This window comes from Pseudomonas sp. CFBP 8758 (genome assembly GCF_014841725.1).
GTDB classification, from domain to species: Bacteria; Pseudomonadota; Gammaproteobacteria; order Pseudomonadales; family Pseudomonadaceae; genus Aquipseudomonas; species Aquipseudomonas baltica.
This window is the reverse complement of the sequence record NZ_JACYUK010000006.1, coordinates 390,821-412,575: the sequence shown is the minus strand read 5'-3', so window position 1 is coordinate 412,575 and position 21,755 is coordinate 390,821. Positions and strand designations below refer to the sequence as shown.

The window sequence follows — 21,755 nt, the reverse complement described above, 5'->3', positions numbered from 1 at the left end:
ATTTTTCGTGAACGTTCAAGCTATGACCGCAGGCTCGCTGCTCTTGCTGCTCGCTGGCTGTGCCAGTGATCCGGCGCCCACGCAGCAATTGCGTCTGGCCGACCAAACCGTCGAACAGGCGCGCGCAGTCGGTGCAACAGAAGAAAACCCGGCCATGCAGCTGGCGGTTGGCAAGCTCGCCCAGGCTCGCGCGCAAATGGCTGATAGCAACTACAAGGGCGCCCGGCTCAACGCCGAACAGGCCGAATTGGATGCGCGCCTGGCCGAGGATCAGTTGTTGACCGCCAAGGGGCAGGAGCAGCTCAAGGCCCTGGACGCCCGTATTCAACGCCTGCGTAAACAATTGGGGGACATGCAGTGAAGCAGTTGACGGCAATGCGCACGGGGCTGCTGCTGGCCGCCGGCTTGATGACAGTAGGTTGCTCCGGCCAGCGCGCCAACAGCGAGGCGGTGCAGCGTGCCGAGACTGCTTTCCAGGCCGTGCGCGATGATTCCAGCGTGCTGCGCAGCGCGCCCAAGGATGTCATCCGTGCAGGCGAGTCGCTGGCCCGTGCCGAGCGACTTGCCAGCTATTGGGGCACCGGCAGCGACGCCCAGCATTATGCATACTTGAGCCTGCGCTATAGCGAGATCGCTCGGGAGCGAAGCGAGCAACTGCTTAACCAGCAGCGTCTGACCAAGGCGCAGATGGACTTGCAGCGCCTGCAATTGGCCTTGCGCGACTCCAAGCTGGAAAGCGTGCAGCAGCAGGGTAAATGGCTCGAAGAGCAGATTCTGGCGCTGGCCAACGTCGAGGCCGACCGCGGCCTGGTCATGACCTTGGGCGATGTATTGTTCGATACCGGTGAGGCTCAGCTCAAGCCCCAGGCCAATCGCACGATCCTCAAGCTCGTGCAGTTCCTGCAGCTCAACCCCAAGCGCGTGGTGCGTATCGAAGGCTATACCGATAACACCGGAGAGAAAGCATTCAACCTGCAGCTCTCTGCCGACCGTGCGCAGTCGGTGGCCGACACCCTGGTCGACCTGGGTATCGACGAGTCGCGCATTCAAGTGCAGGGCTATGGCGATGCCTACCCGGTGGACGCGAATGCCTCGGAGCGGGGCAGGGCGCAGAATCGGCGGGTCGAGATCGTCTTTTCCAATTCCAAGGGCGAGTTGGCGCTGCCCCGCGGTTGAACGCAAGGTTGCAAGTGGCCCGTGCAGTTGCAGGATCAGCTCTGCTATCCTGCCAGCTGTCCCCGTACAGTTCGTATCTGTAGGGGTCTTCTGGCACATCGAAGGTCCGGCCATGACCAACCTCTTGCTCTACCAGCGTATCGCCCAGCAGTTGGCTGATGACATCCGTCGCGGCGTGTACCAGCCAGGCGAACGCGTGCCTTCGGTGCGCAAGATGAGCGCCCAGCTCAATGTCAGCCATGCCACGGTATTGCAAGCCTATGCCAACCTCGAGGACCAGGGGTTGATCCGCGCGCGGCCCCAGTCCGGCTATTACGTGCACCAGACCCCGGCGCTGACCGCGCCTACGCCTGACATTGCCCGGGTAGAGCGTCCGGGGTTGGTTACCCGCAGCAGTATCATCCAGCAGGTGCTCGACGAATCCCGTCGAGAGGGCGTATTTCCATTGGGGGCCGCAGTGCCCCATGTCGAATTTCTACCGGTACGCGCGCTGCATCAGCAGTTGGCCAAAGTCACCCGCTTCCAGAGCCCGCGCGCCTTCAGCTACATGTTCAGCCCAGGCTTCGAGCCCCTGCGCCGGCAGGTGGCGATCCGCATGCGTGATGCCGGTGTGGTGGTCGATCCCTCGGAGATCGTGATCACTCATGGCTGCGTCGATGCATTGCAGATGAGCCTGCGCGTGCTCACCCGGCCCGGCGACCTGATCGCGGCCGAGTCACCTACCTATTATGGCCTGTTGCAGTTGGCGGACCTGCTCGGCCTGAAGGTCATCGAGATTCCCAGTGATCCGTCCACCGGTATCAGCCTGGAAGCGTTGCAGCTGGCTGCCAACCAGTGGTCGATCAAGGCGCTGGTACTGACGCCGCGCTTGAGCAATCCGCTGGGCGGAACCATGCCCGAAGAACGCATGAAGCAGCTGCTGCGGCTGTCTTCGGATTTCGATATCCAGATCATCGAAGACGATATCTACGGCGAGTTGATGTTCGAGCAGGGCAAGAGCAAGGCGCTCAAGGCATTCGACCGGCTGGGCCATGTCATCTACTGCTCCAGCTTCTCCAAGACGTTGTCGCCCGGCGTGCGCATCGGTTGGATGATTGCCGGCAAATACCAGGCCGAGGTCCAGCGGCTGCAGACGTTCAGTACCCATTCGGCGTGCAGCGTCACGCAGATGGGTGTTGCCAGTTATCTGGAAAACGGCGGCTACGACCGGCACCTGCGTTTCATTCGCCAGGAGTACCGCAAGAACCTGAGTGCTTTCCAGCTGGCGGTACAGCAGCATTTTCCGGAAGGTACGCAGATCACGCGGCCTACCGGAGGGTTCATCCTCTGGGTGAGCCTGCCCGGGCGGGTCAACACCCAGGAGCTGCATGTGCGTGCACTGGAGCAGGGAATCAGCATCGCGCCTGGCCTGATCTTCAGCAACACAGAGCAGTTCAACCACTGTATTCGGCTCAACTGTGGCGTGCCGTGGAACCGCGAGGCGGAGCGTGCACTGGCAACACTCGGCGTACTGGCGCGGCAACTGTGTCAGGAGTCTGGAGTTTCCTATTGAAACTGTACGAGGGGCTTGTCAGCACGACGCTTAACAGGGAGCATAGAGGCTTCGTCGTAGTTGTCGTGCCCCTATGAACACCAAGCGCCGTCTCGCATTGCTGGTTTTCTGCTTGAATCTGGGCTTCATTGCCGTGCCCGCTGTTCACGCGCAAACGCCGGATAGCCCGTCGGCTGCGACACGCTCGGCAGATGCCGCAAAGTCGACCGCCAAGGCTGATTCTGCGGCGAAGAAGCCTGCCGCGAAAAAGCCTGTGGTTCGCAAGAAGGCTGCCAAAAGCCGGTCGCGCAAGGAAGCGGACGTCATTGCCACGCCGGTGCCCAAGCCCAACCTGGATTTGAGCCTGCCCAAGGACATCGTCAAGGACCTCAAGCCGCCGACCCAGCCCGTCAACGCCGCCGTGCATCCTGCGCCGCTGGCCGAGCCTGCGCCCAAGCCGATTCTCCCTGCCTTCTTCAGTGACAAGGGCAGCGAGGACTTCCAGCTCAATGGTCGCCTGCTGAACAACGAGATGCAGCTGCAGCGGCGCAGCGATGGTCGTGAAGTCGAGGGCGCCGCGCTGGACTTCAATTTCAAGCAGTGAGCCATGTAGGCCAGTTCAGTCGGCCGTTACACATGGCTCGGCCGAATTATCGACGCAGGCATTTTCAAACGCTCGTTGGGTCACTACCATGGGTGTTCTACAACACTCTGTGCCTGTGAGGTCATGACGTCATGAAATGCCGCGAAGGCTGTGGCGCCTGCTGCATCGCCCCCTCCATCAGTTCGCCTATCCCCGGCATGCCATTGGGCAAGCCGGCCGGGCAGCGCTGCGTGCAGCTGTCTCTGGACAACCTGTGTGCCCTGTTCGGCCTGCCCGAGCGGCCAGCAGTATGCTCGGCGTTTCATGCCGATCCCGAAGTGTGTGGCGACAGCGACCAGGACGCCGTGCGCATTCTGGGCTGGTGGGAGCAGATGACCGCGTAGACACAGTCTCGATCCTCGACAACAAGGAACAACAACAATGAGAGCGATGCATCGTATAGCGCTGGTTGCCCTGCTGGGCAGCGTTCACCTGTCTGCCCACGCCGAGCAGTGGTCGGTGGCCAAGGACGAGGAGGGGATCAAGGTTTCCCTGAGTGAAGTCGCGGGCTCCAAGTACAAGGCCTATAGGGGTGAGACCACGATCAAGGCCAGCGTGGCCAAGCTGCGTGCCATGCAGGAGGACGTCGCCGGGGCCTGTACCTGGATTCATGAGTGCAAGGCGCAGAAGCTGCTCAAGCATCAAGGCGATCAGACCTGGACCTACACCCAATTCAATACGCCGTGGCCGGTCACCCCGCGCGACTCTGTGCTGCATATCACCACGGTCGATGGCAGTGATGGCAGCGTCACCCGCAATCTGGCCGGGGCGGCCGACTATGTGCCGCAGGAGAAAGGCTTCGTGCGTGTGGCGCAGGTGGAAGGTTTCTGGAAGATGGTGCCCCAGGGTGCCAATCAGACCCAGGTGATCTACCAGGTGCACACCGAGCCGGGCGGCAGCGTGCCCTCCTGGCTTGCCAACAAGTTCGTCGTGGATGCCCCATTCAATACGCTCAAGGCATTGCGCACGAAAGCGGAACAGTAGCAACGCAAAAGGCCGCCCGGAGGCGGCCTTTCGTTGTGACGCGAAGGCTTAGGTGCGATCGTCCAGAGCGGTCACGTCGCGGCTTTTCTCGCCGGTGTACAGCTGGCGTGGGCGGCCGATCTTGTACGGGCTCGACAGCATTTCCTTCCAGTGCGAGATCCAGCCCACGGTACGCGCCAAGGCAAAGATGACCGTGAACATGCTGGTTGGAATGCCGATGGCCTTGAGGATGATGCCCGAATAGAAATCGACGTTCGGGTACAGCGAGCGCTCGATGAAGTAGGGGTCGGTCAAGGCGATCTCTTCCAGGCGCATGGCCAGTTCGAGCTGCGGATCGTTCTTGATGCCCAGTTCCTTCAACACTTCGTCGCAGGTCTGCTTCATCACCGTGGCCCGCGGGTCGCGATTCTTGTAGACGCGGTGACCGAAGCCCATCAGCTTGAACGGATCGTTCTTGTCCTTGGCCTTGGCGATGAAGGTGTCGATGTTGGACACATCGCCAATCTCGTCGAGCATGGTCAGCACGGCTTCGTTGGCACCGCCGTGGGCAGGCCCCCACAATGCTGCAATGCCGGCCGCGATGCAGGCGAACGGGTTGGCACCCGACGAGCCTGCCAGGCGCACGGTGGAAGTGGACGCATTCTGTTCGTGGTCGGCGTGCAGAATGAAGATGCGATCCATGGCCTTGGCCAGTACCGGGCTGATCGGTTTGATCTCGCACGGCGTGTTGAACATCATGTGCAGGAAGTTTTCCGCATACGACAGATCGTTGCGCGGGTACATCATGGGCTGGCCCATGGAGTACTTGTAGACCATGGCCGCCAGTGTCGGCATCTTGGCCACCAGGCGTACTGCCGAGATCTCGCGGTGCTGCGGGTTATTGATGTCGAGCGAGTCGTGGTAGAACGCGGACAGCGCACCGACCACGCCGCACATGATGGCCATCGGGTGGGCATCGCGGCGGAAGCCGTTGAAGAAGGTCTTCAACTGCTCGTGAACCATGGTGTGGTTCTTGATGTTGCCAACGAACTTTGCTTTCTGCTCGGCCGTAGGCAATTCGCCGTTGAGCAGCAGGTAGCAGGTTTCGAGATAGTCGGATTGTTCGGCAAGTTGCTCGATCGGATACCCGCGGTGCAGCAGGATTCCGGCGTCGCCGTCGATGTAGGTGATTTTCGACTCGCACGAGGCGGTCGACATGAAGCCTGGGTCGAAAGTGAAGCGGCCCGTGGCAGTCAAGCTCCTGACGTCGATTACATCGGGACCAACGGTGCCGGTTAAAATCGGCAGCTCGACGGGGGCTGCGCCCTCGATGATCAACTGCGCTTTTTTGTCAGCCATGTGGCCTCCTATTAATGCTTGGAATCATCAGACAGACCCCCCACGCAGGGCCCGCACCACTATAGTGAGATAAATTCGAATGTCAATTTGCTTAAAGTAAGGCTCCAGAGCGCTGCGAGCGGGCTTTTTTCGCGAAATTACGCCCCGTTCAAACCTTTTGCCATGCATGCGCAATCCGCCGTCCGGGGCCTGCGGTGCGTTGTCATTAGTATCCTAACTGTCTATACTCGGCAGCCGACCGCCGGGGGCTTTTCCGAGCCATTTCGACGGGGTCGTCACCTCCTGGGTGGTGAGTACCTGACCAGTACACTTCCCTACAACTTGCCCTGCTTGCTAGGGGCTCTTCAGTGTGAAAAAAGCCGTGAATAGCCAACGACCTGTAAACCTAGACCTAAGGACCATCAAACTCCCTGTCACTGCTTACACGTCCATTCTCCATCGTATATCCGGTGTCATCCTGTTCCTGGGCATCGCTCTCATGCTGTACGCATTGGGCAAATCCCTGGGTTCCGAGGAAGGCTTCGGCGAGGTGAAGGCGTATATGACCAGCCCGCTGGCCAAGTTCGTGATCTGGGCCCTGCTGTCCGCCTTGCTGTATCACCTGGTGGCCGGTGTGCGCCACCTGATCATGGACATGGGCATCGGCGAGACGCTGGAAGGCGGCAAGCTGGGCTCTAAAATCGTTCTCATCATCTCGGTGGTGCTGATCGTTCTGGCAGGAGTTTGGGTATGGTAACCAACGTTACGAACCTTTCGCGTTCGGGCCTCTATGACTGGATGGCACAGCGTGTGTCTGCGGTCGTTCTCGCGGCTTATTTTCTTTTTCTGATCGGCTACATCGTTGCCAATCCAGGCATCGAATACACCCAATGGCACTCGCTGTTCAGCAGCAACTGGATGCGCATCTTCAGCCTTCTGGCGCTGGTCGCCCTCGGCGCCCACGCCTGGGTAGGCATGTGGACCATTGCCACCGACTACCTGACGCCAATGGCTTTCGGCAAGTCGGCCACGGCTATACGCTTCCTGTTCCAGGCGGTATGCGGCGTCGCGATGTTCGCGTACTTCGTCTGGGGTGTGCAGATTCTTTGGGGTATCTGATTCATGGCTAACATTAGTACGCTTTCCTTCGACGCCATCATCATTGGTGGTGGTGGTGCCGGCATGCGCGCAGCGCTGCAGCTGGCCCAGGGTGGTCACAAGACCGCCGTCGTCACCAAGGTATTTCCCACTCGCTCGCACACCGTTTCGGCGCAGGGCGGCATCACCTGCGCCATCGCCTCGGCCGACCCGAACGATGACTGGCGCTGGCACATGTACGATACCGTCAAGGGTTCCGACTACATCGGCGACCAGGACGCTATCGAGTACATGTGTTCGGTAGGTCCGGAAGCGGTCTTCGAGCTCGAGCACATGGGGCTGCCGTTCTCGCGTACCGAGCAGGGCCGTATCTACCAGCGTCCGTTCGGTGGACAGTCCAAGGACTTCGGCAAGGGCGGCCAGGCCGCACGTACCTGCGCCGCTGCCGACCGTACCGGCCACGCGCTGCTGCACACCCTGTACCAGGCCAACCTGAAGGCCGGTACCGTGTTCCTGAACGAGTACTACGCGGTCGATCTGGTGAAAAACCAGGACGGCGCGATCGTTGGCGTCATCGCCATCTGCATCGAAACCGGCGAGACCTCGTACATCCGCGCCAATGCCACCGTACTGGCTACCGGCGGGGCCGGGCGTATCTACTCGTCCACCACCAATGCCCTGATCAACACCGGTGACGGCGTGGGCATGGCCTTGCGTGCCGGTGTGCCGGTGCAGGACATCGAGATGTGGCAGTTCCACCCGACCGGCATTGCCGGCGCAGGTGTACTGGTCACCGAAGGCTGCCGCGGTGAAGGCGGCTACCTGATCAACAAGCATGGCGAGCGTTTCATGGAGCGCTACGCGCCGAACGCCAAGGACCTTGCCGGTCGCGACGTGGTTGCACGCTCGATGGTCAAGGAAATCATCGCCGGCAACGGCTGTGGTCCCGATGGCGATCACGTGATGCTCAAGCTCGATCACCTGGGCGAGGAAGTGCTGCACAGCCGTCTGCCAGGCATCATGGAGTTGTCCAAGACCTTTGCCCACGTCGATCCGGCCGTTGCGCCGATTCCTGTCGTGCCAACTTGTCATTACATGATGGGGGGTGTCGCTACCAACATCCACGGTCAGGCAATCACCCAGGATGCCAATGGCAACGACGCCATCATCCCGGGCCTGTTCGCCGTGGGCGAAGTGGCTTGTGTGTCGGTCCATGGCGCCAACCGCCTGGGCGGCAACTCGCTGCTCGACCTGGTGGTGTTCGGTCGTGCCGCAGGCCTGCACCTGGAGCAGGCGCTGAGCGAGGGTATCGAATACCGCCGCGCCAGCGACACCGATCTGGAAGTCGCCCTGGCGCGTCTGGACGGCCTCAACGCGCGCACCACGGGTGAAGATGTCGCCAGCCTGCGCAAAGAACTGCAGAGCTGCATGCAGAACTACTTCGGTGTGTTCCGCACCGGCGAGTACATGCAGAAAGGTATCGATCAGCTGGCCGGCCTGCGCGAGCGCATTGCCAACGTCAAGATCAACGACAAGAGCCAGGGCTTCAACACCGCCCGGATCGAAGCGCTGGAATTGCAGAACCTGCTGGAAGTGGCGGAAGCCACCGCGATTGCCGCCGAGCATCGCAAAGAGTCCCGCGGCGCTCACGCCCGTGAAGACTTCGAAGATCGCGACGACGAAAATTGGCTGTGCCACACCCTGTACTTCCCGGGTGAAAAACGTGTTGCCAAACGCGCCGTGAACTTCTCGCCGAAAACCGTTCCGACCATGGAACCGAAGATCCGGACTTACTGAGGGTGGCCGCCATGTTGCAAGTCAGTGTTTATCGCTACAACCCGGACCAGGACGCTGCGCCGTCCATGCAGGAATTCCAGGTCGACACCGGTGGCAAGGATGTGATGGTGCTGGACGTGCTGGCCCTGATCAAGGAACAGGACGAAGGCTTCTCCTATCGTCGCTCGTGCCGTGAAGGCGTGTGCGGTTCCGATGGCATGAACATCAACGGCAAGAACGGCCTGGCGTGCATCACGCCGCTGTCCGCTGTCGTAAAAGGTAACAAGTTGATCGTGCGTCCGCTGCCAGGGTTGCCGGTGATCCGTGACCTGGTCGTGGATATGAGCATCTTCTACAAGCAGTACGAGAAGGTTAAGCCGTTCCTGCAGAACGACACGCCGGCCCCGGCCATCGAGCGTCTGCAGACTCCGGAAGAGCGCGAGAAGCTGGACGGTCTGTACGAGTGCATCCTGTGCGCCTGCTGCTCGACGTCCTGCCCGTCGTTCTGGTGGAACCCCGACAAGTTCCTGGGCCCGGCAGCGTTGCTGCAGGCTTACCGTTTCCTGGCCGACAGCCGCGATACCCGGACCAGCGAGCGCCTCGCATCGATGGATGACCCGTTCAGCGTATTCCGCTGCCGCGGCATCATGAACTGCGTCAGCGTTTGCCCCAAAGGCCTGAACCCCACCAAAGCCATTGGCCACGTGCGGAACATGCTGTTGTCCAACGGCGTCTGATTCATCTGCTACACCGCAAGCCATCACAGCGCAGGAGTGATCCTGTGCTGTGATGAAAACCCGAGCGTGGCTGCGTAAGGCTTCGCTTTTACTTTCGAAGAAACAAGACCAGCAGGGGCTCCGGGCTGGTACCCGGACTACCAGCGTACAACTGAGGTGGCTTGCACGGTCGCTGTACATGGACCGCGTCAGTACGCCCAAGGTGTGAGCGCCGGTGGTGTCCCCTAACCGAGGGTGACCAAGCATGCAAGAAAGCGTGATGCAGCGCATGTGGAACAGCGCCCACCTATCCGGTGGTAACGCTGCCTATGTGGAAGAGCTCTATGAGCTTTACCTGCACGACCCTAACGCTGTGCCAGAAGAATGGCGCACCTACTTTCAGAAGTTGCCTGCCGAAGGCAGCACTGCCACCGACGTTGCACACTCCACCATCCGCGATCATTTCGTCCTGCTGGCCAAAAACCAGCGCCGTGCCCAACCGGTTTCCGCCGGTAGCGTGAGCAGCGAGCACGAGAAGAAGCAGGTGGAAGTGCTGCGATTGATTCAGGCTTACCGGATGCGCGGCCACCAGGCAGCCCAACTGGACCCGTTGGGGCTGTGGCAACGGCCTGCTCCGGCAGACCTGTCAATCAACCATTACGGCATGACCAATGCCGATCTGGATACGACCTTCCGTGCCGGCGACCTGTTCATCGGCAAAGAGGAGGCGAGCCTACGTGAAATTCTCGAGGCTTTGCAGCAGACATATTGCCGCACCATCGGCTCCGAGTTCACCCACATCACCGATTCCGAGCAGCGCAGCTGGTTCCAGCAGCGCCTGGAAAGCGTGCGCGGTCGTCCATCGTTCTCGGCCGAAAGCCGCAGCCACGTGCTCGAGCGTGTCACCGCAGCAGAGGGCCTGGAGAAGTACCTGGGCACCAAGTACCCGGGCACCAAGCGCTTCGGTCTGGAAGGCGGCGAGAGCCTGATTCCGATGCTGGACGAGATGATCCAGCGCTCGGGCTCCTATGGCACCAAGGAAGTCGTGATCGGCATGGCCCACCGTGGCCGTCTCAACGTGCTGGTCAACACCTTCGGCAAGAACCCCCGCGACCTGTTCGACGAATTCGAAGGCAAGAAGAAGGTCGAGCTGGGTTCCGGTGACGTCAAGTATCACCAGGGTTTCTCGTCCAACGTGATGACCGCAGGTGGCGAAGTTCACCTGGCCATGGCGTTCAACCCGTCTCACCTGGAAATCGTGTCGCCAGTGGTCGAAGGCTCGGTGCGGGCCCGCCAGGACCGTCGCAACGACGCGGTCGGCGACAAGGTGCTGCCAATCTCGCTGCACGGCGACGCTGCATTCGCCGGCCAGGGCGTGGTCATGGAAACCTTCCAGATGTCGCAGACCCGCGGTTTCAAGACCGGCGGTACCGTGCACATCGTGATCAACAACCAGGTTGGTTTCACCATCAGCAACCCGTACGACGCGCGCTCCACCGAGTACGCGACCGACGTGGCCAAGATGATCCAGGCGCCGATCCTGCACGTGAATGGCGATGACCCGGAAGCCGTGGTGTTCGTCACCCAGCTGGCGATCGACTACCGCATGCAGTTCAAGCGTGACGTGGTCATCGACCTGGTCTGCTACCGCCGTCGCGGTCACAACGAAGCTGACGAGCCTAGCGGCACCCAGCCACTGATGTACCAGCAGATCGCCAAGCAGCGCACCACGCGCGAGTTGTACGCCGAAAGCCTGATCAAGGCCGGCGTGCTCGACGAAGGCAGCGTTCAAAGCCAGATCGACGAGTACCGCAACGCGCTGGATAACGGTCTGCACGTGGTCAAGAGCCTGGTCAAGGAGCCGAACAAGGAATTGTTCGTCGACTGGCGCCCGTACCTGGGCCATGCCTGGACCGCGCGTCACGACACCAGCTTCGACCTCAAGACCTTGCAGGAACTGTCCGCCAAGCTGCTGGAGATCCCGGAAGGCTTCGTGGTCCAGCGTCAGGTTGCGAAGATCTACGAAGACCGGCAGAAGATGCAGGCCGGTGGCTTGCCGATCAACTGGGGCTATGCCGAGACCATGGCCTACGCCACCTTGGCGTTCGAAGGCCATCCGATCCGCATGACCGGCCAGGACATCGGCCGCGGCACCTTCTCGCACCGTCACGCGGTGCTGCACAACCAGAAGGATGCGGCGACCTATATCCCGTTGCAGAACCTCTACAATGGCCAGCCGCGCTTCGACTTGTACGACTCCTTCCTTTCCGAGGAAGCGGTGCTGGCATTCGAATACGGCTACTCGACCACCTCGCCCAATGCGCTGGTGATCTGGGAGGCCCAGTTCGGCGACTTCGCCAACGGTGCACAGGTGGTGGTCGATCAGTTCATCACCAGTGGCGAACACAAGTGGGGCCGTCTGTGCGGCCTGACCATGCTGCTGCCGCACGGCTACGAAGGGCAGGGCCCGGAGCATTCTTCCGCGCGTCTGGAGCGCTACCTGCAGTTGTGCGCCGAGCACAACATCCAGGTGTGTGTGCCGACCACCCCGGCGCAGATCTACCATCTGCTGCGTCGCCAGGTGATTCGTCCGCTGCGCAAGCCGCTGATCGTCCTCACGCCCAAGTCGCTGTTGCGTCACAAGCTGGCCGTGTCGACCCTGGAAGACCTGGCCGAAGGCTCGTTCCAGACGGTCATTCCGGAAATCGATACCCTGGACGCCGCGAAGGTGACGCGTCTGGTGCTGTGCAGCGGCAAGGTCTATTACGACCTGCTGGAGAAGCGCCGTTCCGAAGGTCGCGAAGATGTGGCCATCGTGCGCATCGAGCAGCTGTATCCGTTCCCTGAAGACGACCTGATGGAAGCGATTGCTGCCTACACCAATCTGGAACATGTGGCCTGGTGTCAGGAAGAGCCGATGAACCAGGGTGCCTGGTACAGCAGTCAGCATCACTTGCGCCGCAGCATGAGCAATCACAAGAAGACCCTGGTCCTCGAGTATGCCGGCCGTGACGCATCGGCTGCCCCGGCTTGCGGTTACGCTTCGATGCACGCCGAGCAGCAAGCCAAATTGCTGCAAGATGCCTTCACCGTTTAATGCCAACGCGCACCTGAAACCGAATTTAAGGAAATACTGATAATGGCTATCGAGATCAAAGCCCCTACCTTCCCGGAATCGGTCGCCGACGGCACCGTTGCCACCTGGCACAAGCAGCCGGGCGACGCGGTCAAGCGCGATGACCTGATCGTGGACATCGAGACCGACAAGGTCGTCCTGGAAGTGCTGGCCACCGCCGACGGCGTGCTGGGCGCGATCGTCAAGAACGAAGGCGACACCGTTCTGTCGGACGAAGTCCTGGGCTCCATCGAGGCGGGCGGCGTCGCTGCTGCACCTGCTGCCGCACCTCAGGCCGCTGCTGCGCCTCAGGCTGCCGCACCACAGGCGGCTTCGGCGCCTGCCGCTGGCGACGATGACGCCATTGGCGGCCCGGCTGCACGCAAGCTGGCCGAAGAAAACGGCATCAACCTGAACAGCGTCAAGGGCACCGGCAAAGACGGTCGCGTCACCAAGGAAGACCTGGTCGCCGCCATCGAAGCCAAGAGGTCTGCACCGGCCGCCAAGCCAGCCGTGCCAGCCGCTGCCGCTGCCATCGTGCAGAGCGTCGGCGACCGTACCGAAAAGCGTGTGCCGATGACCCGTCTGCGCGCCAAGGTTGCCGAGCGTCTGGTGGAAGCCCAGTCGAACATGGCCATGCTGACCACGTTCAACGAAGTCGACATGACCGAAGTCATGGCCTTGCGCTCCAAGTACAAGGACCTCTTCGAGAAGTCGCACAATGGCGTGCGCCTGGGCTTCATGTCGTTCTTCGTCAAGGCAGCTACCGAGGCGCTGAAGCGCTTCCCGGCCGTCAACGCCTCGATCGACGGCTCGGACATCGTCTATCACGGCTATGCCGACGTTGGTGTGGCGGTTTCCAGTGATCGCGGTCTGGTGGTTCCCGTCCTGCGCAATGCCGAGGCCATGAGCCTGGCCGAGATCGAAGGCGGCATCGCCACCTTCGGCAAGAAGGCGCGCGACGGAAAGCTGTCGATGGACGAAATGACCGGGGGTACCTTTACCATCACCAACGGTGGTACCTTCGGTTCGATGATGTCGACCCCGATCGTCAACCCGCCGCAGGCGGCTATCCTGGGCATGCACAACATTCTGCAGCGCCCGATGGCGATCAACGGCCAGGTGGTCATCCGCCCGATGATGTACCTGGCGCTGTCGTATGACCATCGCCTGATCGATGGCAAGGAAGCCGTGACGTTCCTGGTGACCATCAAGAACCTGCTGGAAGATCCAGCGCGTCTGTTGCTGGATATCTGATAAGGCAGCCACAGGTCCCGGGATCCGCCATCGAGCCCACGCAGCTTGATCCGGAACTCGGCATCTGGGCTTCAAGCATGCCGCTAATAGGAATCGTTTTATGACTCAGAAATTCGACGTCGTAGTGATTGGCGCAGGCCCCGGTGGCTACGTCGCTGCCATCAAGGCCGCACAACTGGGCCTCAAGACTGCCTGTATCGAGAAGTATCAAGACGGCGAGGGCAAGCTGGCCCTCGGCGGTACCTGCCTGAACGTGGGTTGCATTCCCTCCAAGGCACTGCTGGACAGCTCGTGGAAATTCCACGAAGCACAGGATGGCTTTGCCATCCACGGCATCAACCACGCTGGCGTGACCATTGACGTGCCGGCGATGATTGGTCGCAAGTCCAACATCGTCAAGAACCTGACCGGCGGCGTCGCCGGCCTGTTCAAGTCCAACGGCGTAACCGTGCTGCAAGGCCACGGCAAACTGCTGGCCGGCAAGAAAGTCGAAGTCACCGGCCCCAACGGTGTTGAAATCGTCGAGGCCGACAACGTCATCCTGGCGTCCGGCTCGCGTCCGATCGACATCCCGCCGGCCCCTGTCGACCAGAAGACCATCGTCGACTCCACCGGCGCGCTGGAATTCCAGCAGGTGCCCAAGCGTCTTGGCGTCATCGGCGCCGGTGTGATCGGCCTCGAGCTGGGTTCGGTATGGTCGCGCCTGGGTTCGGAAGTCACCGTACTCGAAGCACTGGACACGTTCCTCATGGCTGCCGACACCGCGGTGTCCAAGGAAGCCCTGAAGACCTTCACCAAGCAGGGCCTGGACATCAAGCTCGGCGCGCGCGTGACCGGTTCCGAAGTGCAGGGTGAAGAAGTCCTGGTCAAGTACACCGACGCCAACGGCGAGCAGACGATCACCTTCGACAAGCTGATCGTCGCCGTGGGCCGTCGCCCGGTCACCACCGACCTGCTGGCTTCGGACAGCGGCGTGGACATCGACGAGCGCGGCTTCATCTATGTCGATGACTACTGCACCACCAGCGTGCCTGGCGTCTACGCCATCGGCGACGTGGTGCGTGGCCTGATGCTGGCGCACAAGGCGTCCGAGGAAGGCATCATGGTCGTCGAGCGCATCAAGGGCCACAAGGCCGTGATGAACTACGACCTGATCCCGTCGGTCATCTACACCCACCCGGAAATCGCATGGGTCGGCAAGACCGAACAGACGCTGAAGGCCGAAGGCGTTGAAGTCAACGTCGGCAGCTTCCCGTTCGCGGCCAGTGGTCGTGCCATGGCGGCCAACGACACGGGCGGTTTCGTCAAGGTCATCGCCGATGCCAAGACCGACCGCGTACTGGGTGTGCATGTGATTGGCCCGAGCGCGGCAGAATTGGTTCAGCAGGGCGCCATCGCCATGGAATTCGGTACCAGTGCCGAAGACCTGGGCATGATGGTCTTCTCGCATCCGACCCTGTCGGAAGCCCTGCACGAAGCGGCCCTGGCAGTGAATGGCGGCGCCATCCACATCGCCAACCGCAAGAAGCGTTAAACAATAAGAAACCACGGTGGCCTGCCCGTCGCATGCCCTGTTCGCAGGGCCTGCCGCGGAATGTCCGCCGGACTCACCTCGCCGGTCAACCGGCGAGTAGCAGTCACAGGTGGCGCGGCACTTCAATCATGAAGCGCAGCGCCGAAAAGCGCAGTACCTAACGAAGACGGTAATAAGCATGAATCTTCACGAGTATCAGGGTAAGCAGCTGTTCGCTGAATACGGCCTGCCAGTATCCAAAGGTTACGCGGTAGACACCCCCGAAGACGCCGCAGAAGCCTGCGACAAGATCGGCGGCAGCGAGTGGGTCGTCAAGGCCCAGGTCCACGCTGGTGGTCGCGGCAAGGCTGGTGGTGTGAAACTGGTTCGCAGCAAGGAAGACGCCAAGGCTTTCGCCCAGCAGTGGCTGGGCAAGCGTCTGGTGACCTACCAGACTGACGCCAACGGTCAGCCCGTCACCAAGATCCTGGTCGAGTCCTGCACCGATATCGCCAAAGAGCTGTATCTGGGTGCCGTAGTGGACCGTTCCAGCCGTCGCATCGTGTTCATGGCTTCCACCGAAGGTGGCGTGGACATCGAGAAGATCGCTCACGACACTCCCGAGAAGATCCTCAAGTCCACCATCGATCCGCTGGTCGGCGCACAGCCGTTCCAGGGCCGCGAGCTGGCTTTCCAGCTGGGTCTGGAAGGCAAGCAGGTCGCTCAGTTCGCCAAGATCTTCGTTGGCCTGGCCAAGCTGTTCCAGGACCACGATCTGGCCCTGCTGGAAGTCAACCCGTTGGTCATCAAGGCCGATGGCGATCTGCATTGCCTCGATGCCAAGATCAACATCGACGCCAACGCCATGTACCGTCAGCCCAAGCTGAAGGGTTTCCACGACCCATCGCAGGATGACCCGCGTGAGGCGCACGCCGCCAAGTTCGAACTGAACTACGTGGCCCTGGAAGGCAACATTGGCTGCATGGTCAACGGTGCTGGCCTGGCCATGGGTACCATGGACATCGTCAACCTGCATGGCGGCAAGCCAGCCAACTTCCTCGACGTAGGCGGTGGTGCCACCAAGGAACGCGTAACCGAAGCGTTCAAGATCATCCTGTCCGACACCAATGTCGCGGCCGTACTGGTCAACATCTTCGGCGGCATCGTTCGTTGCGACATGATTGCCGAAGGCATCATTGGCGCGGTGAAGGAAGTCGGCGTGAAAATCCCGGTAGTTGTGCGCCTTGAAGGCAACAACGCTGAACTGGGCGCTAAAGTACTGGCGGAAAGCGGTCTGAACATCATCGCAGCCACCAGCCTGACCGACGCTGCTCAACAAGTTGTCAAAGCTGCGGAGGGCAAGTAATGAGCGTCCTGATCAATAAAGACACCAAGGTCATCTGCCAGGGCTTCACCGGCTCGCAGGGTACTTTCCACTCCGAACAGGCCATCGCCTACGGCACCAAGATGGTCGGCGGCGTGACCCCAGGCAAGGGTGGTACCACTCACCTGAACCTGCCGGTATTCAACACCGTTCAGGAAGCTGTCGAGAAAACCGGCGCCACCGCTTCGGTCATCTACGTACCCGCTCCGTTCTGCAAGGATTCCATCCTTGAAGCAGCGTTCGGCGGCATCAAGCTGATCGTCTGCATCACCGAAGGCATTCCGACCATCGACATGCTGGAAGCCAAGGTCAAGTGCGACGAGCTGGGCGTGGTCCTGATCGGCCCTAACTGCCCAGGCGTCATCACTCCGGGCGAGTGCAAGATCGGCATCATGCCAGGCCACATCCACTTGCCAGGCAAGGTTGGCATCGTGTCGCGTTCCGGCACCTTGACCTACGAAGCCGTGAAGCAGACCACTGACGCCGGTTTCGGCCAGTCGACCTGCGTCGGCATCGGCGGTGACCCGATTCCAGGTTCGAACTTCATCGACATCCTGAAGTTGTTCCAGGAAGACCCACAGACCGAAGCGATCGTCATGATCGGCGAGATCGGTGGTTCTGCCGAAGAAGAGGCCGCAGCCTACATCAAGGCTCACGTGACCAAGCCGGTTGTTTCGTACATCGCTGGTGTGACTGCTCCTCCGGGCAAGCGCATGGGCCATGCCGGTGCAATCATCTCCGGCGGCAAGGGTACTGCAGACGAGAAGTTCGCTGCCCTGCAGGACGCCGGTGTGAAAACCGTGCGTTCGCTGGCCGACATCGGCAAGGCCCTGGCCGAGCTGACGGGCTGGGCAGTCAAGTAAGCTTCGCTTACCTGTTTGCTGGGTTGTTCGCGTAGTCACAAAAGCCACCTTCGGGTGGCTTTTGTGTTTTTGCCGCAGGCCTAGGTTTGCCGTGCCAGCCACTGCTCGCGCGTCAACTCCCAGACCTCTTCCTGCATGCGGCCGCACACGAAGTCCTGGTATCGCCGAAGAACCACCTGCATGCCCTCGCGCATGGAGATCCGCCGGGACGCCTCGTTTGCCACTGCCTTGGCGACTCTCAAGACGGGTTTGTCCAAGGTCTGGAACCAGAAGCGGGTCACCACCTCGCATGCTTCGCCAACCAGCCCCTGGTTTTGCCAGGGCTTGGCAATCCAGAAACTGCGGTTGTCGTCGCATTCGTCCATCAGGCTGATCACGCCAATAATGGTTTCGGGCGCGTCATGCAGCCGGAGTGTCCAATGCCATTCTTCGGCGTCGGCCATGGCAGGCAACGCATCCTCCCGGATGTAGCGCAGCCCCTCGCCGGCGGGGTAGGGCCACGGCATGTTGGCAGTGATGTAGCGAACCATGTCCCAGTCTGCGATCAGCTGCTGGTAGCGCGGCGCGTCGGCCAGGGTGAGCGGGAGCAGCAGCAGCCTGCGGGTACTGAGCGTAGGTATGAATGGGTCCGTACAGTCGGTCATCGTATGACACTCATGAAAGCGGAGGACTTTACTGGACTCACCAAGTCCCGCATGTAAGAAGTATCATTAAACGATGTAGGGGCTTTCCTTAATTGATATGACCATTTATATCGATTGAGGCAATCGACCACATTGATCTGGTTGCGGGTAGCCACTCTCATGTAATATGTCGACCCGCCATAATGTCGCAGCCCATGAACGAAAGTTCAGGTTGTGGATTCTGGCCGGCTGCCAGCAGTGACCTTGTGCTGCAAGGCATGCCAAGGTCGATGTCACTGAAGTCGCTGAAGACAATATTCAACAAGAAAGTCAGCACGCTAAGGACATGAATGTGAGGCCGATGCAACGAATTTGGCCTTCTATGCCATTTACACGGTTTGCCGACGACTCGTTTCGCGGCCCGCTCTGGGCAGCTTGAAACGTCAGCGTGGTCGGATCGAGCCAATGGCGTTCAATCCTAGGAATTTCTGTATGTTGAAGAAAGCGAACACAGCGCTGCTGGGTCTGGCTCTGTCCATCGGGATGGTGTCGGCACAAGCGGCCGAAGCGAAGAAAGTCGACGTCCTGCTGATCGGCGGTGGTGTCATGAGCGCCACGCTGGGCGTGCTGCTCAACGAGCTCGAGCCAAGCTGGTCGATGGAAATGGTCGAGCGCCTGGACGCCGTTGCCGAAGAAAGCTCCAATGGCTGGAACAACGCCGGTACCGGTCACTCTGCCCTGGCCGAGCTGAACTACACCCCGGAAGACAAGGACGGCAAGGTCCAGATCGCCAAGGCGATCGAGATCAACGAAGCCTTCCAGATTTCCCGTCAGTTCTGGGCGCACCAGGTCACTGCCGGTGTTCTGAAGAACCCACGCACGTTCATCAACTCCACGCCGCACATGAGCTTCGTGTGGGGCGACAACAACATCGAGTTCCTCAAGAAGCGCTACGAGGCGCTGAAGGCCAGCCCGCTGTTCGCCGGCATGCAGTTCTCCCAGGATCACGAGCAGATCAAGAAGTGGGTGCCGTTGATGATGGAGGGCCGCGACCCCAATCAGAAACTGGCCGTCACCTGGAGTCCGCTGGGTACCGACATGAACTTCGGCGAGATCACTCGCCAGTACGTCGGCCACCTGAAGGGTCAGAACGGCTTCGATCTGAAGCTGTCCAGCGAAGTGCAAGACATCAAGCGCAACGCCGACGGTTCGTGGCGCGTGACCTACAAGAACCTGAAAGACGGTACCAAGACCGAAACCGACGCCAAGTTCGTATTCATCGGTGCTGGTGGTGCCGCGCTGCATCTGCTGCAGGATTCGGGCATTCCCGAGGCCAAGGAATACGGCGGTTTCCCGGTAGGTGGCTCGTTCCTGGTGACCGAGAACCCGACCGTGGCCATGCAGCATATGGCCAAGGCCTACGGTATCGCGTCGACTGGCGCGCCGCCCATGTCCGTTCCACACCTGGACACCCGCGTGCTGGACGGCAAGCGCGTGGTCTTGTTTGGCCCATTCGCGACCTTCTCGACCAAGTTCCTGAAGAACGGTTCGTACCTGGACCTGCTGACCAGCACCAACCTGCATAACGTATGGCCGATGACCAAGGTCGGTATCGAACAGTACCCACTGATCGAATACCTGGCAGGTCAGGTCATGCTGTCCGACGACGATCGCTACCAGGCACTGAAGCAGTACTTCCCCAACGCCAAGAAAGAAGACTGGCGTCTGTGGCAGGCCGGCCAGCGCGTGCAGATCATCAAGCGCGACGAAGAGAAGGGCGGCGTGCTGAAACTGGGTACCGAAATCGTGGTGTCCAAGGACAACAGCATTGCCGGTTTGCTGGGCGCTTCGCCGGGCGCATCGACTGCAGCACCGATCATGATCAACGTGCTGGAAAAAGCGTTCAAGGACAAAGTTGCCACGCCTGAATGGCAAGCAAAACTGCGTCAGATCGTGCCGAGCTACGGGACTGCACTGAACAACTCGCCAGAGGCTGTGCAGAAAGAGTGGAACTACACCGCCAAGATCCTGCAGTTGGCTGTTGCACCGCCGGTGATCGACCAGGCCGCCGCTGCTGCCAACCCGATCGAAGGTCAGGCTGCACCGAAGGCTGAAAGCAATCCAGCGGCCGACATGGCCCTGTAATCCCCAAGCCCTCGGTTTTGGGGGCGGAAGGATTAGCTGTACCGTTTCCGCTGAGTCTTGCACCGATGCGACACACAGGTGCGCTCAGCGGACACTTCGCACTGCAACAGTGCGATGAGCGCGCATTTTCGCTACTCTACGCGCCGTTTTGCCCGGCTTGCCCACAAGGCTAAGGTCCGCGCACCAGGTCTGGCCTCATCCGGCCGACCGTGTTTCCCTCATCCATGGGGAAAACCTCTCTCAATTCCAATCTATTGACGTGGTTTCCTTCCAATGAAAGTGCTTAAAGGCCAGGATATTCTGGCGCTTGGATTCATGACATTCGCCTTGTTCGTAGGCGCAGGCAACATCATCTTCCCTCCCTTCGTCGGTCTGCAGGCTGGCCCGAACGTCTGGATGGCCGCGCTGGGCTTCCTGGTGACCGCAGTAGGTCTGCCGGTGATAACCGTGGTCGCGCTGGCCAGGGTCGGCGGCTCGATGGACGCGTTGAGCAGCCCGATCGGCAAAGTGGCAGGCGGGTTGCTTGCAGCGGTGTGCTATCTGGCCGTAGGGCCGCTGTTCGCCACGCCGCGCACTGCCACGGTATCGTTCGCCGTGGGTCTGGCGCCGCTGACCGGTGAGACACCCCTGGCACTGTTCCTCTACAGCGCGGTGTACTTCCTGCTGGTGTTTTTCGTTTCGCTTTATCCGGGGCGCCTGCTCGATACCGTCGGACGGTTTCTGGCGCCGCTGAAAATCATCGCCTTGGCGGTGTTGGGCATTGCAGCGTTTGCCTTGCCGGTAGGCCCCAGCGGTGACGCGGTACCCGAGTACGTTGCAGCACCGTTTTCCCTGGGTTTCATCAACGGCTACCTGACCATGGATACGCTGGGCGCTTTGGTGTTCGGCATCGTCATCGTCAATGCCATCCGCTCCAGAGGTGTCGAGTCACCCCAGCTGATCACGCGCTATGCGATCATTGCGGGTCTGATTGCCGGGGTAGGGCTGGCGCTGGTGTATGTCAGTCTGTTCCGCCTCGGGTCGGGCAGCCACGCCGTAGCTGCAGGCGCCACCAATGGCGCAGCGGTGTTGCATGCCTACGTGCAGCACACCTTCGGAGCCCTTGGCAGTGGTTTTCTGGCCGTGCTGATCTCGCTGGCCTGCCTGGTGACTGCAGTGGGTTTGACCTGCGCCTGCGCCGAGTACTTCAGCCGAGTGCTGCCGCTGTCCTATAAGACGCTGGTGTTGTTGCTCGCACTGTTCTCGCTGCTGGTCTCGAACCTGGGCCTGACCAAGCTGATCGCGTTTTCGATTCCAGTGCTGACAGCCATCTACCCTCCCTGCATCGTGCTGGTGGCGTTGAGCTTCTGCGCAGGGCTGTGGCATTCGCAGTCGCGCATTCTCGGGCCGGTGATGTTCGTCTCGTTGCTGTTCGGCCTGATCGATGCGATCAAGGGGGCAGGGTTCTCGCAGTGGCTGCCAACATCCCTGCTCGATCTTCCCCTGAGCGAGCAGGGCCTGGCCTGGCTGGTGCCTTCGGTGGCAACCCTGCTGGTGGCGGTGTTGGTCGATCGCGTGAAGGGCGCACGGGTTCAAGCAGCGGCTTGAGCTGAGCGTCGCCCACAAAAAAGCCAG

At 60.7% G+C, this 21,755-nt stretch carries 19 protein-coding genes; 17 read left to right on the top strand and 2 right to left on the bottom strand.

Features of this window, described 5'->3' with window-relative positions; all coding sequences use genetic code 11:
* Positions 1–7 precede the first annotated feature (7 nt).
* The 6 genes from IFT75_RS15930 (at position 8) to IFT75_RS15905 (ending at position 4,334) form a co-directional block, all read left to right on the top strand.
* The gene (locus IFT75_RS15930) at positions 8–361 is read left to right on the top strand and encodes a DUF4398 domain-containing protein (RefSeq protein WP_446731036.1); all 354 of its coding nucleotides are present in this window, start codon (positions 8–10) and stop codon (positions 359–361) included.
* Between the two features lie 14 nt (positions 362–375).
* Positions 376–1,176, top strand: a complete 801-nt coding sequence (locus IFT75_RS15925; protein ID WP_122477288.1) for an OmpA family protein — start codon at positions 376–378, stop codon at positions 1,174–1,176.
* A 112-nt stretch (positions 1,177–1,288) separates the two neighbouring features.
* Positions 1,289–2,728, top strand: a complete 1,440-nt coding sequence (locus IFT75_RS15920) for an aminotransferase-like domain-containing protein (RefSeq protein ID WP_122477290.1) — start codon at positions 1,289–1,291, stop codon at positions 2,726–2,728.
* 73 nt (positions 2,729–2,801) lie between these two features.
* A complete protein-coding gene (locus IFT75_RS15915) occupies positions 2,802–3,311 on the top strand; it encodes a translation initiation factor 2 (protein WP_185793013.1) in 510 nt (169 codons plus the stop codon).
* 131 nt (positions 3,312–3,442) lie between these two features.
* A complete protein-coding gene (locus IFT75_RS15910) occupies positions 3,443–3,694 on the top strand; it encodes a YkgJ family cysteine cluster protein (protein ID WP_122477294.1) in 252 nt (83 codons plus the stop codon).
* Positions 3,695–3,731: 37 nt separating this feature from the next.
* Positions 3,732–4,334: an START domain-containing protein gene (locus IFT75_RS15905; RefSeq protein ID WP_192055611.1), complete on the top strand. Its 603-nt coding sequence runs from the start codon at positions 3,732–3,734 to the stop codon at positions 4,332–4,334.
* A gap of 48 nt (positions 4,335–4,382) precedes the next feature.
* Here the strand turns inward: IFT75_RS15905 and gltA are convergent, their stop codons facing one another.
* Positions 4,383–5,672, bottom strand: coding sequence for a citrate synthase (gltA, locus tag IFT75_RS15900; protein ID WP_043190646.1), 1,290 nt, complete (start codon positions 5,670–5,672; stop codon positions 4,383–4,385).
* Positions 5,673–6,021: 349 nt separating this feature from the next.
* Between gltA and sdhC the strand changes: the two genes are divergently transcribed.
* The 9 genes from sdhC (at position 6,022) to sucD (ending at position 17,373) form a co-directional block, all read left to right on the top strand.
* A complete protein-coding gene (gene sdhC / locus IFT75_RS15895) occupies positions 6,022–6,408 on the top strand; it encodes a succinate dehydrogenase, cytochrome b556 subunit (protein WP_185793015.1) in 387 nt (128 codons plus the stop codon).
* A complete protein-coding gene (gene sdhD, locus IFT75_RS15890) occupies positions 6,402–6,770 on the top strand; it encodes a succinate dehydrogenase, hydrophobic membrane anchor protein (RefSeq protein WP_043190640.1) in 369 nt (122 codons plus the stop codon). Before sdhC ends, sdhD begins: the two co-directional genes overlap by 7 nt.
* A 3-nt stretch (positions 6,771–6,773) precedes the next feature.
* Positions 6,774–8,546 (top strand): succinate dehydrogenase flavoprotein subunit, encoded by a 1,773-nt coding sequence (gene sdhA, locus IFT75_RS15885; protein ID WP_122477298.1) that lies wholly within the window; start codon positions 6,774–6,776, stop codon positions 8,544–8,546.
* An 11-nt stretch (positions 8,547–8,557) separates the two neighbouring features.
* The gene (locus IFT75_RS15880) at positions 8,558–9,262 is read left to right on the top strand and encodes a succinate dehydrogenase iron-sulfur subunit (protein WP_043193659.1); all 705 of its coding nucleotides are present in this window, start codon (positions 8,558–8,560) and stop codon (positions 9,260–9,262) included.
* A 244-nt stretch (positions 9,263–9,506) separates the two neighbouring features.
* The gene (locus IFT75_RS15875; protein WP_122477300.1) at positions 9,507–12,338 is read left to right on the top strand and encodes a 2-oxoglutarate dehydrogenase E1 component; all 2,832 of its coding nucleotides are present in this window, start codon (positions 9,507–9,509) and stop codon (positions 12,336–12,338) included.
* 42 nt (positions 12,339–12,380) lie between these two features.
* A complete protein-coding gene (gene odhB / locus IFT75_RS15870) occupies positions 12,381–13,613 on the top strand; it encodes a 2-oxoglutarate dehydrogenase complex dihydrolipoyllysine-residue succinyltransferase (protein WP_192055610.1) in 1,233 nt (410 codons plus the stop codon).
* Positions 13,614–13,713: 100 nt separating this feature from the next.
* Positions 13,714–15,147: a dihydrolipoyl dehydrogenase gene (lpdA, locus tag IFT75_RS15865; protein WP_122715781.1), complete on the top strand. Its 1,434-nt coding sequence runs from the start codon at positions 13,714–13,716 to the stop codon at positions 15,145–15,147.
* A 178-nt stretch (positions 15,148–15,325) separates the two neighbouring features.
* On the top strand, positions 15,326–16,492 hold the full coding sequence (gene sucC, locus IFT75_RS15860) for an ADP-forming succinate--CoA ligase subunit beta (protein ID WP_122477306.1): 1,167 nt from the start codon (positions 15,326–15,328) through the stop codon (positions 16,490–16,492).
* Positions 16,492–17,373: a succinate--CoA ligase subunit alpha gene (gene sucD / locus IFT75_RS15855; RefSeq protein ID WP_122477308.1), complete on the top strand. Its 882-nt coding sequence runs from the start codon at positions 16,492–16,494 to the stop codon at positions 17,371–17,373. Before sucC ends, sucD begins: the two co-directional genes overlap by 1 nt.
* Before the next feature lie 80 nt (positions 17,374–17,453).
* Here sucD and IFT75_RS15850 read toward each other — a convergent pair whose 3' ends face one another.
* Entirely contained in the window at positions 17,454–18,017 is a 564-nt protein-coding gene (locus IFT75_RS15850; RefSeq protein ID WP_192055608.1) for a GNAT family N-acetyltransferase, read from the bottom strand.
* 471 nt (positions 18,018–18,488) lie between these two features.
* Between IFT75_RS15850 and mqo the strand changes: the two genes are divergently transcribed.
* Together mqo and brnQ are read left to right on the top strand one after the other, a co-directional pair.
* A complete protein-coding gene (mqo, locus tag IFT75_RS15845; protein ID WP_192055606.1) occupies positions 18,489–20,141 on the top strand; it encodes a malate dehydrogenase (quinone) in 1,653 nt (550 codons plus the stop codon).
* A gap of 273 nt (positions 20,142–20,414) precedes the next feature.
* Positions 20,415–21,728 carry a branched-chain amino acid transport system II carrier protein gene (gene brnQ / locus IFT75_RS15840; protein ID WP_192055604.1) on the top strand — a complete coding sequence of 438 codons (1,314 nt, stop codon included), beginning with the start codon at positions 20,415–20,417 and terminating at the stop codon, positions 21,726–21,728.
* Positions 21,729–21,755: the final 27 nt, after the last annotated feature.